This is a genomic window from Vibrio sp. 1078-1, assembly GCF_033340475.1.
The window spans coordinates 86,952-98,983 of record NZ_JAWOWM010000006.1 but is presented as its reverse complement, the minus strand read 5'-3'; the positions used below and the strand labels follow the sequence as shown (position 1 = coordinate 98,983).

General features: G+C 44.6%; 13 protein-coding genes. 11 read left to right on the top strand and 2 right to left on the bottom strand.

Annotated elements, in window-relative coordinates:
- The first annotated feature begins 17 nt into the window (after positions 1-17).
- The 8 genes from R7190_RS13880 (at position 18) to R7190_RS13845 (ending at position 7,885) form a co-directional block, all read left to right on the top strand.
- The gene (locus R7190_RS13880) at positions 18-2,054 is read left to right on the top strand and encodes a methyl-accepting chemotaxis protein (RefSeq protein ID WP_025767192.1); all 2,037 of its coding nucleotides are present in this window, start codon (positions 18-20) and stop codon (positions 2,052-2,054) included.
- Between the two features lie 96 nt (positions 2,055-2,150).
- Positions 2,151-2,978 (top strand): 23S rRNA (guanine(745)-N(1))-methyltransferase, encoded by an 828-nt coding sequence (rlmA, locus tag R7190_RS13875; protein WP_186584759.1) that lies wholly within the window; start codon positions 2,151-2,153, stop codon positions 2,976-2,978.
- A gap of 98 nt (positions 2,979-3,076) precedes the next feature.
- Positions 3,077-4,024, top strand: a complete 948-nt coding sequence (locus R7190_RS13870; protein WP_186584757.1) for a ChaN family lipoprotein — start codon at positions 3,077-3,079, stop codon at positions 4,022-4,024.
- A 251-nt stretch (positions 4,025-4,275) separates the two neighbouring features.
- A complete protein-coding gene (locus R7190_RS13865; protein ID WP_005380688.1) occupies positions 4,276-4,635 on the top strand; it encodes a hypothetical protein in 360 nt (119 codons plus the stop codon).
- A 398-nt stretch (positions 4,636-5,033) separates the two neighbouring features.
- A complete protein-coding gene (locus tag R7190_RS13860) occupies positions 5,034-6,611 on the top strand; it encodes an alkaline phosphatase (RefSeq protein ID WP_025767190.1) in 1,578 nt (525 codons plus the stop codon).
- A 136-nt stretch (positions 6,612-6,747) separates the two neighbouring features.
- Entirely contained in the window at positions 6,748-7,047 is a 300-nt protein-coding gene (locus R7190_RS13855; RefSeq protein ID WP_005384938.1) for a ribbon-helix-helix domain-containing protein, read from the top strand.
- Positions 7,048-7,187: 140 nt separating this feature from the next.
- Positions 7,188-7,583 (top strand): VOC family protein, encoded by a 396-nt coding sequence (locus tag R7190_RS13850; RefSeq protein ID WP_005380685.1) that lies wholly within the window; start codon positions 7,188-7,190, stop codon positions 7,581-7,583.
- A gap of 17 nt (positions 7,584-7,600) precedes the next feature.
- Positions 7,601-7,885: a putative quinol monooxygenase gene (locus R7190_RS13845; RefSeq protein ID WP_005384942.1), complete on the top strand. Its 285-nt coding sequence runs from the start codon at positions 7,601-7,603 to the stop codon at positions 7,883-7,885.
- A 69-nt stretch (positions 7,886-7,954) separates the two neighbouring features.
- Here R7190_RS13845 and R7190_RS13840 read toward each other — a convergent pair whose 3' ends face one another.
- Positions 7,955-9,634: a mechanosensitive ion channel family protein gene (locus R7190_RS13840; RefSeq protein ID WP_054575344.1), complete on the bottom strand. Its 1,680-nt coding sequence runs from the start codon at positions 9,632-9,634 to the stop codon at positions 7,955-7,957.
- Between the two features lie 191 nt (positions 9,635-9,825).
- The gene (locus R7190_RS13835) at positions 9,826-10,266 is read right to left on the bottom strand and encodes a YcgN family cysteine cluster protein (RefSeq protein WP_005384948.1); all 441 of its coding nucleotides are present in this window, start codon (positions 10,264-10,266) and stop codon (positions 9,826-9,828) included.
- A 188-nt stretch (positions 10,267-10,454) separates the two neighbouring features.
- Here R7190_RS13835 and R7190_RS13830 point away from each other — a divergent pair, with 188 nt between their 5' ends.
- The 3 genes from R7190_RS13830 to aqpZ all read left to right on the top strand — a co-directional run bounded on the left by R7190_RS13830 (position 10,455) and on the right by aqpZ (position 12,019).
- Positions 10,455-10,703 carry a GlsB/YeaQ/YmgE family stress response membrane protein gene (locus tag R7190_RS13830; protein WP_005380625.1) on the top strand — a complete coding sequence of 83 codons (249 nt, stop codon included), beginning with the start codon at positions 10,455-10,457 and terminating at the stop codon, positions 10,701-10,703.
- A gap of 137 nt (positions 10,704-10,840) precedes the next feature.
- A complete protein-coding gene (locus R7190_RS13825) occupies positions 10,841-11,089 on the top strand; it encodes a YkgJ family cysteine cluster protein (protein WP_017820793.1) in 249 nt (82 codons plus the stop codon).
- Positions 11,090-11,320: 231 nt separating this feature from the next.
- Complete coding sequence (gene aqpZ / locus R7190_RS13820; protein WP_054575356.1) at positions 11,321-12,019, top strand: aquaporin Z; 699 nt, start codon at positions 11,321-11,323, stop codon at positions 12,017-12,019.
- Positions 12,020-12,032 lie beyond the last annotated feature (13 nt).

Here is a 12,032-nt window from a genome sequence, read left to right as displayed (position 1 = left end):
ATATCAGGAATTAGTCTATGTTAGAGAGATACCGAAATCAAAGTGTCGGATTCCAGTTGAAACTGGTGATCACTTTGTGTCTATTCATTGCTTTCAGCAGTATTGCAGCGCTTGTTTACCGCAACGCTTCCGATGTTCTATTGGAAAGCACACTGAAAGAACACCAATCTAAAGTAGAATCAATGGCAAAAACCATTGCTGGCCAATTCGATGCTTACCTGCACACCGCTAAAGTCCTCGAATCTACTTTTCGCAATGGCTACCTTGCCGGTGTCTATGTCGAAAATTACACGGTTGACTTCATGGGACATGAAGTACCAAACATCACTCAATACAGTGAAAGCTTAATTAATGACACCAAGTTGGTCGACAGTTTCACACGTGATACCGGCGCTATAGCAACGCTATTCGCACCATTGGGTGACGACTTTATTCGGGTGTCCACCTCCCTAAAAGATCCACAAGGTCAGCGAGCGGTCGGAACCACGCTAGGCATCAACCATCCTGGTTATCAGCAACTTAAAGCAGGACAACCGTATTACGCTCAAATTAAATTGTATGGCGAGCGCTACATTACCTACTATGCCCCAATCAAAGATGCGACAGGAAAGGTAGCAGGCCTATCGTTTATTGGCTTACCAGTAGACCAAGCGACACAAACCTTGTTCGATGCACTCGAAGAGATAAAATGGGGCGACACTGGTTACACCATTATCGTTGATAACGACGAAAACAATCTTGGTAAATACCTACTTCATCCAGCAAAAAGCGGCTCAGATTCGTCAATACTAGAAGTCGCCGACTACAATGGTCACAAGCCTTTTGGCCAGATTTTCGAACAATCTAGTGGATTAATTCGCTACCCTTTCGAGTACCAAGGTAACGTAGGCGAAAAGTATCTTGTCTACACAGAGGTTCCAGGTTGGAACTGGAAACTGCTAGGTGGTACGTTTATCAAAGAAGTAACAAAAGGTAGCGACACGCTTCTCACACTCATTGCCATCATTTCTTCGGTAGCGGCAATCATTACTTTTGTTGTACTGACACTTTTCTTGAATCGCAGCTTACAACCTCTCACGACTCTAAACTCATACATGACTCGCTTAGCGGGCGGCGAAGTCAGCTTGAACATTCCAGCGTCTCGTAAAGCATCAAAGAATGAAATTACGAACCTGAGCTCGGGTGTCGCCAGTATGGCAAGTCAGCTCAATGAACTCGTTGGTAAGATCCGTTCAACAAGCGACTTAGTGGAGAGCAACTCCACCAGCGTTGCCAACGATGCACATAGCAATTTGACCCAAGCCGACCGACAACAACAAGAAGTCGAGCAAGTTGTGACAGCGATTGAAGAAATGGCCTCTTCCGCTCAATCTGTCGCACAACAAGTCGAAAGCATTGCGGAAAACGTACGCTCAGCAAATACTGATAGTCAATCTGGTCTCGCGATTGTTGAAGGCGTATGTATCGACGTTGCTCAACTTAACGATCAATTGGATCAATCAGCAACGGCTATCGAGCAAGTAAATCGCGATAGCGAGAGTATTCAAACCGTCACTAAAATGATTGATGAAATTGCTGAGCAAACCAATTTACTTGCCTTGAATGCCGCCATTGAAGCAGCACGAGCAGGTGAGCAAGGCCGTGGCTTCGCAGTTGTAGCAGATGAAGTGCGCACACTTGCGCACCGAACCCAAAGCTCAGTTCAAGATGTCGTGGAAATTATCGAGAAACTAAAAGGGTCGACTCATAATGCAGTTAATATGATGACAGACAGCCAACGCAGTGCAAACCAGGTCTTGGACAAAGCACAAGACGCGGGCACAGCATTAGAAGCCATCGCAGTACAAGTGCAGTCGATAGCCTCTCAAGCCGACGCCATTGCAGCGACTTCAGAAGAACAAGCTCAAGTTTCACAAGAAATTGCAGCAAATGCCCATTCTATCAGTGAACTTAACCGAGAAAGCCGCAACACGAGCGCAAAAACCTCGCAAAGTGCCATTGAACTTCAACAACAAGCACGAAACTTGAAAGAGCAAGTCGACTTCTTCCACTAATACTTAATAAGAGCCGACCCAGTCGGCTCTTTTTGTTTCACTTGAGACCATGCTTTTTGATAGAATTTGCCGCCCTACTTTCTGTTCGAGATCGTCATGAACTATCAATGCCCTCTATGCCACCAAGCTCTAGCGTTAAATGAAAAAACGTTTAAGTGCGAAAACAATCATCAGTTTGACTTAGCAAAAGAAGGCTACGTTAACTTGATGCCAGCGCACCACAAACGTTCTAAAGATCCTGGTGACAACAAAGAGATGATGCAAGCTCGTCGTCGATTCCTTGAAGGAGATTACTACAACCCAATGCGCCAAGAAGTGGCGCAGCTGTGTGCAACATACACTGAGGGGAGCACCCATCAATTATTAGATATTGGTTGTGGTGAAGGTTACTACACAGATCAAGTACAAAAGACGATAGAAACACAAGCGAACCATGCCACGATTTATGGCTTAGACATTTCCAAAGTTGCCATTCGTTACGCGGCGAAGCGTTACACGCACTGCAACTTTAGTGTGGCTTCTAGTCACCGACTTCCCTTCGCAAATAAATCCTTAGATGCCATTTTGCGCATTTATGCCCCGTGTAAAGCTGAGGAGCTGCAGCGCGTTGTAAAAAACGACGGCGTTGTTGTCACGGTTACTCCTGCTAGCCGCCACTTATACCAACTGCGTGAGCGCATTTATCAAGAAGTTCGTCTTCACAATGAAGAACCAGAACATATTGAAGGGTTTGAATTAGAGCACCAGCAGCATCTTAACTATGTTATGGACTTGAAAAACGGAGCCGCAATCGATTTATTGCAAATGACGCCATTCGCATGGAAAGCAACCGATGCTCTTCGTGAAGAGTTGAAATCCGCTACACTTTTCCAATGTGAGGCTGATTTTATGTTGCGTGTATATCGCAAAAAAACACTCAATTAATAAGTCAAAAAAAACAACAAACGCAAATAGTTATCATTTATATTGATTCATTGCTCAGCCTCCATTAATATCATCCGGACATTTTTGGAGGCTTTTCAATGCGCTTTTCTACTTTGAGCTTGCTCTTTGCAGGCTTACTTACTGGTTGCTCTTCATATACGCACACCAACTCTCACGCAACCTCAGCGGAAGTCACTAGTTTTTACGACTATCAACTATACACCCCTTCTGGCGAGCACATCGCTCTAAGCAAACTGCCAATTGAGCTGCAACAAGCAGATGTCATTCTTATTGGTGAATGGCACACACACGCCGGCGTTCATCGCTTTCAAACCGATATGCTCAAACAACTTACGTCCTACGACCGCTCACTCGCGTTATCTATGGAACAATTTACCCGCGACAAACAACCTGTTGTTGACGCTTACCTACGTGGGGAGATCGGCGAACAGTACTTAATGAAACAAGCCAACGCTTGGCCCAATTATGAAAGCGACTATCGCCCTCTCGTGGAGTTTGCTAAGCAGAAAAATCTCCCGGTCATTGCAGCAAATGCACCAAAGAGCATTGTCCGATGCATTGGTCGACAAGGGTTAGATTACATTAACAAGCTCGATGATGATCAGCGGATGTTCATTGCACAAGCCATCAACACTGGTAGTAGTCCGTACAAAGAAAAGTTCATGGCATCCATGCATCACGGTAAGCCAGAGCAGACGGAAAAACAGTTTGCAGCTCAAGTTACCTGGGATGAAACTATGGCGGAATCTATCGTTAGCTACCTAGACGACAACCCAGGCGCTCAGGTTGTCCATGTTGCAGGCAAGTTTCACACCGAGCAAGGGTTGGGTACGGCAGCATCAATCTTAAGCCGCAGCCCGAGCTTAAAAGTGGTTGTAATTAGCCCAACAGATAACGTGCTTTCTGATAATACAGACTATCAGTTAGAGGTTCTCGCACCACCAGTACGGTATGTACAAGATGCTCACCGCATGGCGGCATATCAACATCTAACTAAACGCAATAACGATCTTCAATGTAAGTAGCTGGTCTTCAATTTAAGTTACTACCTTGCCGTTGCGTTGCATCATCACACCGCTCCGAGTTCATCGAGTGACAAGGGTCTGCTTCCTGCTGGTCTATTTTTTGCTAATGATCACCAATAGAAACTAGAAGCGGCAAAAGCAGACCTGTTTTTATCCAAATAGCTTCAGAAATAAACTTTGCCGCCGATAAAAATATAACTGCTTTTTACCCGCACTCAGTGACCGAGTGTCGATGTTCCAAGGAGTATTCGATGAATCCAGTAGGAAGCACTTCTGTTAATAGCTATGCCAAACAATCTGTCGCCTCTAAACAAGCAAGTATTGCACAAGAAGAAACTAGTGCTTCACCGCTGAAAGTCGAACACAATAAGGTGACGCTTTCGACCGAAGGCAAAGCGCTACTTGCCGCTCTGCAACAAATCGAGCACGACAGCAAGAAAATAGAAGCAGAAGATAAATCTGTTGGTGAAAAGGTCGAATCTTTCACGCATGGTGCGCTTGGCATGGATCACCCCGATAAAATCGAGAAAGAAGAGGATGGCTCATATTCTGCGGGTCAATACCTTTCTGCGGCACTTACCGTTGGTGGCATCATACTGGCATTAGTCTGATAACCAGTCTGATAATCATCACGACAACAAATCCTATTTGAACCAAACACTTACTGCAGCCCATAATTTAATAAGCCAAAGAACGATATGATGCAAACGTAAGTGAATTCGACCGCTCTTGTGGCCCGATAATACATGCTCGTTTATTGCTCCCTAAACTAGGTTTCTTGTGAAAGCACTGAATGGATAACTTTAGTCCATGCTTTCAACTCCTAAGCGTAATCCAAGCCCACGTTTGTGGGCTTTCTTCTTTCCAAACTAACGAACGTTAGAGAGCGACTCATTTTTTCTGCAAAACCAAACAAAAACGACAATTTGGTTAAACTTTTATTACCGACACAAAACCTTCATAAATCATTGCTTTAATGCCTGCGCTTTCAATAAACAAGGAAAATATAATGAAGCGCTTAGTATCTCCAATCGTTACGGCAGTGGCTGCATCTACCCTCTCTTTCAACGCACTCTCAGCTGAAATCAAAAACGTCATTTTGATGATCGGCGACGGCATGGGTCCTCAACAAGTTGGTTTACTCGAGACCTACGCAAAACACGCACCTAACTCGGTTTACAAAGGCGAAAGCACAGCGTTATACAAACTCGCTCAAGAAGGTGTGATTGGATCATCACTGACCAATCCAGAAGACGCAATTGTCGTCGACTCTGCGTGCTCAGCTACGATGCTAGCGACAGGAATCCCTACCGCTTCTGAAGTCATTGGCATTGATAGCCAAGGCAACCATGTCGAAACTATTTTGGAAAAAGCCAAAAGTAAAGGTAAAGCAACAGGGCTCGTCTCTGATACGCGTATGACCCACGCAACGCCAGCAGCATTTGCCGCTCATCAACCACATCGCTCCCTAGAAAACAGTATTGCGGCGGATATGCTCGAAACAGGCGTAGACGTGATGATGTCTGGGGGACTTCGTCATTGGATTCCAAAGTCGACAAACGACAAGGGAGAGACATACGAGCAACTTGAAAAGCTCACTGAAGGTAATGTCTACCTAAAGTCGAAACGTAAAGATGAGCGCAACTTGCTTACTGAGGCGCAAGACCAAGGTTACAACCTGGCTTTCAGCCGCGATATGCTCACACAAGCTAAAGGTGACAAATTACTTGGACTTTTTGCTTACTCGGGCATGAACGATGGTATTGCCTACAGTCAAAGCAAAAACGATCCAAAACGCACGCAGCCATCGCTGAAAGAAATGACCACCAAAGCAATCGACATTCTTTCAAAAGACAAAGACGGTTTTTTCTTGATGGTTGAAGGCGGCCAAATTGACTGGGCTGGCCACAGTAACGATGCAGGTACGATGCTGCATGAAATGCTTAAATTCGATGAAGCGGTAAACTCAGTTTATGAGTGGGCAAAAGGCCGTGATGACACCCTGATCATTGTTACTGCTGACCACGAAACCGGCTCTTTTGGCTTTAGCTACTCATCAGCAAACTTGCCTAAACCACAAAAACGCGACGGCGAAGCATTCAAAAATCAGGATTACGCGCCAAACTTCAACTTTGGTCAGTTCGAGATCCTCGATGGTTTATACAACCAAAAGAAAAGTTACTACGGCATGATCAGTGAATTCCAAGCGCTTGATAAGAAAGAGCAAACTCCAGAGAAGTTTGCGGAAGTCGTGAACGCAAATAGCGATTTTTCGATTACGCCTGAGCAAGCAGAACGCGTATTAGCAAGTAAACCAAATCCATACCGACTCGCTGGACACAAATACTTAAGCGAAGAGAACGTACCGACAATCAATGACTTTGATGCTTTCTTTCCTTACAACGACCGTGGCAACTTGCTAGCGCGTGAGCATGCAACAAAGCAAAACACAGTATGGGGGACGGGTACTCATACGCATACTCCTGTCAACGTATTTGCTTGGGGACCTGCAGAAACTATCCTTCCAGTATCAAAAATCATGCACCACTCGCAACTAGGCGAGTACTTGAAGCAACAAATTAAATAATCAACTTGCACTTACTTCACAACTCGTGATGTTTCAACGCTCTCGCAAGGGAGCGTTTTTTTATGCATGAAAACAGTTGACGTTTTAAATCGTACACCACAATAATTATGGGTCTTTAATTATATGAATAAAGAAAATGTGCGAAATCTTTGCTAAGCAACCCCAAGACAACTATCAGTTCATCACCCGCTCTATCCGTATTGATGGTCACGCGACCAGTGTAAAACTTGAAGCGAGCTTTTGGACAATTCTTGAGGAAATCGCTAGTGCTCAAAACATGACGGTTCCTAAATTCATAAGCACTGTTTATCAAGAGGCACTCGAATACAATGGTGAAGTGAACAACTTTGCCTCCTTACTTCGATGCGCTTGCCTCACTTACGCCCGCCAACCTCAAGAGACCACTCGTCAAGCACTTGCGCAACTTAACAGTTAATAGCAACCAACCGAGCAATAACCATCCTAGGCTATGCATCCGTATTATAAACCCTTGAGCATCTTCTAATTTGTCGTACTAGAGTACTACCCAGACTCCTTTTGAAATCGCTAACCTGTGCGGACTATCAAGGAGTACCTATGACAAAAATGATTCACACCATGATCCGAGTAAGTGATCTGGACCGCTCTCTACAATTTTACTGTGACGTACTTGAACTAGAAGTCGCTGATCAATACATCTTTGATGGCTTTTCTCTAACCTATCTAGCCAACCAAGAAACTGGCTTTGAATTGGAACTGACGCACAATCACGACCAAAGTGAGCCCTACACTCACGGCTCAGGTTACGGCCACCTTGCCGTCAGCGTGGAGGACATTGAACAAGCCCACAAACGCATTAAATCTCTCGGCATTGAAACTGGTGACATCAAAGCCTTTGACCATCAACAAAAGCATTTAGCAACGTTCTTTTTTGTAACCGACCCTGATGGTTACAAAATTGAGTTCCTGCAACGCCAAGGGCGTTACCTATAACAAAAAGAGTAAACATTATGATTCACTTGACGGCTACCTTTCATGCACAACCGGGAAAAGAACAAGAGTTGAAAGAGGTACTTACCCGAGCGCTTGAACCTACTCGCAATGAAGAAGGTTGCGTTCGTTATCAATTGTTCCAAGATAAAGACAATACATGCCACTTCGTTTTTCAGGAGCAATTTAAAAACCAACAAGCGTTTGAGCTTCATGGTAAAACAGAACACTTTGCTCTTTTGATTAGCCAGATCGACAACTTGTTAGAATGCGAGCCGAAACTGGTGTTCTTTAACGAACTGTAACAATAACGCTAACCGAAGATCAAAAAAGGCACTCTACCTAGAGTGCCTTTCACTTGTTGGGACCTGTGATTAAGCGTCTTGCTTCTCCACCATATGCAAATGCACATCTTGTTGTGGGAAAGGAATCGAAATACCTTCTCGGTCGAAGCGTAGTTTCACCTCTTTCGTCACATCCCAGTATACATCCCAGTAATCATCCGTTTTTACCCAAGGACGCACAATAAAATCTACAGAAGACGTATTTAATGTATGAACTTTGATCATTGGCTCTGGAGTGCGAAGTACCGAAGGGTGAGAGGTAATGATATCAGACAATACTGACTCCGCTTTTAAGAGGTCATCCGCATAGCCAATGCCAAACACCATATCCACGCGGCGAATGCGTTCATGCGTGACGTTCTTAATAACATCTCCCCAGATTTTGCTGTTAGGCACAATAATAATTTGGTTATCAAACGTACGGATTGTGGTGTTCACCAAACTCATATGGCTTACCTTGCCATCCACACCGCCAGCATACACAAAATCACCAACATCAAATGGGCGATAAATAAGCAGCATCATACCCGCCGCGAAGTTGGATAACGTGTCTTGCAACGCGAAACCAATAATCACACCAGCAATACCGAAACCGGTTAGGATTGGCGCTAGGTTCAAACCAAGCTGAGATAAGCCCACCATGATACCGATCACCCACACGAATTTGCCGGACATCGAGATAAAGAAGTCCTGCATCAAGTGGGAAAGTTTTAAGTTTTTCGATGCAACTGCTTTACGGACGACTTTGCGAGTTAACTTAGCCAGTCCGCGAGCGATCAATAAAATCAGCGCAAAAACAAACAACTGGAAGATATGCTGCGGTGCATTCTCGGCAAACCAATCCAGTGCCGAGTTGGACCAGTGACTCAGTATTGACCACACAACTTTGGTATTCAGTAAATCATGGGTGATATTACCCGTCACTTCAAAAATTTGGCGTTTGTATTCAGACGTTTCTAAACCGACTTTATCACCAATTGAAATCAGGTTGCGTAAGCTTTCTGTCGCAATATTTAGCCTTTGTTTAGTAATGAGCTGACTAAGTTGCAACGACGCTTTTTCCGACTCTGGGCTAGACGAAAGTTGGGAGCCAATGATCTCACTTTGCTGACTCAAGTACTCAATTGAAGCAGACAGTAAGCGCATACGTTTATCAATTTTATCTTTTAGTTCCGCTTCTGCGCGCTCGTTTTGGGCCCCTAGCTCCTTCAACCAAGCGAGATTTTGCCAGCTCGAATCGAAGCTAACATCAAGATAACGCTGTAGCTCTCGATAATCGTTAACAAGAGCAAGCTTCTCTTCATCCTTAGCCTTATTTAAATCCTCGACGACTTTCTTTATTTTTTCCGATAGATAGTTCGTCGCGTCCTCAGAGTATTGTTCTTGTTTTTTAACTAGCAAGATCAGCTTGTCGCGAGAGATAGTTTCACGTTCAATCGCTGACGCTAACTGGCTTCTTAATTCTTCATTCTTTTGGAATAGTTGCAGTTGAAGGGCATCACGCTCGTCGCCACTCGCTTGCGAGAGGCTTTGGGATAAATCCACAATCTCTCGGTTCAAGTTGTCAATCGAGATTTCGGCAGCAGAAGGCTCTTGGATATCGTCAGTAGCAGTCGCATAAACAGCCATTGGGGAGAGCATAATGACGGCAAGTGCGAATAATGTCACCCAAGATGTCAGGCGCAGTTTCTGGGGGAAATGAAACGTCATGTTTACCTCATAGGGAACAATCCTGATCAAAACAATCAGGAATAGAAGTGTAAAGCGTTGAAATCATACTCCTAAGTTTACAACACTAAATAATAAACTGAGCAGCATTTCGTTAGCGAGACGTCAAAGTTGGGAGCCCCAATAGCAAACAAGCCTTTCATTTAATAAATGAAAGGCTTGTTTTTATTCGACTAAGGACGGTTGGGATGATTTAAAATATGGTCTTCCCAATCCACCACATCAATCTCGTAAACAACTTTGTTACGGACACTTTCCCCAGCCGCATGCATTGCGGACTTAGAGCCGGTAATCAACGGATGCCATTCTGGTAAAGGCTGCTTTTCAGCCAACAGACGGTAAGCGCACGTGTGTGGCAGCCAAGTAAAATCGTCGATGTCTTCTCGGGTCAGCTTGGTGCACTCTTCACCCGAAGTGAAACGGTTTGGGTAATCCTTACATGAACACGTTTTACTGTTCAGCCAGCTACAAGCCACATTGGTATAGTAGATTTCATCGGTATCTTCATCCATCAGCTTATGCAAACAACATTTGCCACAACCATCACAGAGAGATTCCCATTCCTCTTCTGTCATCTGCTCTAACGATTTACTTTGCCAAAATGGAGTGCTCATACTTCAGGTCTCACCAAGGGAATTTAGGGGGCGATTTATACTCTTCTCAACGCAAAAGTTCAAGTTTTGAGAAGATCTTGCATCCTTCCCACATAACGGTGGAGATATTCAACTACTTTCGTTTTACTGTTCTATCCTTAAAAAAGTTTCCATTACTCAATTGATCAAGAAGGCATTAAGGAGTTTTCATGGGTATTATTTCTTGGATTATTTTGGGCTTAATCGCCGGCGCACTTGCTAAATGGCTCATGCCAGGAAAAGATGGGGGCGGTTGGATTGCAACAATGTTACTTGGTATTGCAGGGGCATTTGTAGGTGGCTTCCTTGGCGGCATTCTCGGTTTCGGCGGAGCAACTGGCGTCAACATTGGTAGTATCATTACCGCAACACTAGGCGCATTTATTCTGTTGTTTGTTTATAACCGTTTCTTAAAATAATCACGATGATTTAAAAGCAAAAAACCAAAAAGGGAGCGTAATGTTAAGCGCGCCCTTTTATTTTTTTCTTTCTTCACTCTTCCAATCCACGTCAAAATGACCATAATTGCCCCCTTAATTTTTAAGAGGTTTACATTATGGATTGTCGATTAGGATGTGGAGCGTGCTGTATTGCGCCAAGTATCTCTTCACCAATACCTGGAATGCCCAAGGGCAAACCTGCAGGTGTTCGTTGTGTGCAACTCAACGACGACAATTTGTGCAAGCTATTTGGTAAGCCTGAACGCCCCAAAGTCTGTCACGATTTTAAACCGTGTCCGATTGTATGCGGCAACACCAATCAAGAAGCACTCGACAACATCACTGAATTAGAACAATTGACGTAATGCGACTCTAGACCACACGTTTAAAGTTAGTACCTCGGTTGTTTCTCTCCGAGGCAGTAATCAAAGCAAACTCAAGATTTAGCACTTCCCCCCCCTCTGCTTTTTATCTCACCCTTGAGAAATCTTGCCACATAGCGTTCCATTTGCGGTTTTTGCGCGATCTTCCTCACAATTTATTGACAATTCTCGACTATGTTCAGCGGGTCATTTAATTAAAGATCAGGAAAGAACATGAATAAGTATTTGGCTGAGGCTTTTGGCACGTTCTGGCTAGTGTTGGGCGGCTGTGGTAGCGCGGTGTTGGCTGCGGGTTTCCCTGAAGTGGGTATTGGTCTGTTGGGCGTTTCTTTGGCATTCGGTTTAACCGTTCTGACGATGGCATTTGCTATCGGTCATATTTCAGGTTGTCACTTGAACCCTGCAGTGACAGTTGGCCTTTGGACTGGCGGTCGTTTTGAGACAAAAGACGTTGCTCCCTACATCATCTCACAGGTGATCGGCGGGCTTATCGCAGGTGGCGTGCTTTACGTTATTGCATCTGGACAAGCAGGATTCGATGTTGTGGGTTCTGGCTTTGCCGCCAATGGTTATGGGGAACACTCTCCAGGCCAATACTCGATGATCGCTGCACTTGTGACTGAAGTTGTCATGACGATGATGTTCCTGATTGTCATTATGGGTGCAACAGACAAACGTGCGCCACAAGGCTTTGCACCTATCGCAATTGGCCTGTGTTTGACTCTCATTCACCTGATCAGCATTCCTGTCACCAATACGTCAGTAAACCCTGCTCGTAGCACGGCAGTCGCAGTATATGTGGGTGACTGGGCGGTTTCTCAGCTATGGCTGTTCTGGGTTGCGCCTATTGTGGGTGGCGTGCTTGGTGCGGTTATCTACAAAAACCTTCTTGGTGAAGAATCGAACGATTAATCGTTCCCAACTC

What these genes read in the sequence shown, in the direction of transcription:
- R7190_RS13840 (WP_054575344.1), bottom strand. Translation starts at nt 9,634, where the DNA reads ATGACGTTTCATTTCCCCCAGAAACTGCGCCTGACATCTTGGGTGACA.
- R7190_RS13860 (WP_025767190.1), top strand. Translation starts at nt 5,034, where the DNA reads ATGAAGCGCTTAGTATCTCCAATCGTTACGGCAGTGGCTGCATCTACC.
- R7190_RS13830 (WP_005380625.1), top strand. Translation starts at nt 10,455, where the DNA reads ATGGGTATTATTTCTTGGATTATTTTGGGCTTAATCGCCGGCGCACTT.
- aqpZ (WP_054575356.1), top strand. Translation starts at nt 11,321, where the DNA reads ATGAATAAGTATTTGGCTGAGGCTTTTGGCACGTTCTGGCTAGTGTTG.
- R7190_RS13825 (WP_017820793.1), top strand. Translation starts at nt 10,841, where the DNA reads ATGGATTGTCGATTAGGATGTGGAGCGTGCTGTATTGCGCCAAGTATC.
- R7190_RS13845 (WP_005384942.1), top strand. Translation starts at nt 7,601, where the DNA reads ATGATTCACTTGACGGCTACCTTTCATGCACAACCGGGAAAAGAACAA.
- R7190_RS13865 (WP_005380688.1), top strand. Translation starts at nt 4,276, where the DNA reads ATGAATCCAGTAGGAAGCACTTCTGTTAATAGCTATGCCAAACAATCT.
- rlmA (WP_186584759.1), top strand. Translation starts at nt 2,151, where the DNA reads ATGAACTATCAATGCCCTCTATGCCACCAAGCTCTAGCGTTAAATGAA.
- R7190_RS13835 (WP_005384948.1), bottom strand. Translation starts at nt 10,266, where the DNA reads ATGAGCACTCCATTTTGGCAAAGTAAATCGTTAGAGCAGATGACAGAA.
- R7190_RS13855 (WP_005384938.1), top strand. Translation starts at nt 6,748, where the DNA reads ATGTGCGAAATCTTTGCTAAGCAACCCCAAGACAACTATCAGTTCATC.
- R7190_RS13850 (WP_005380685.1), top strand. Translation starts at nt 7,188, where the DNA reads ATGACAAAAATGATTCACACCATGATCCGAGTAAGTGATCTGGACCGC.
- R7190_RS13870 (WP_186584757.1), top strand. Translation starts at nt 3,077, where the DNA reads ATGCGCTTTTCTACTTTGAGCTTGCTCTTTGCAGGCTTACTTACTGGT.
- R7190_RS13880 (WP_025767192.1), top strand. Translation starts at nt 18, where the DNA reads ATGTTAGAGAGATACCGAAATCAAAGTGTCGGATTCCAGTTGAAACTG.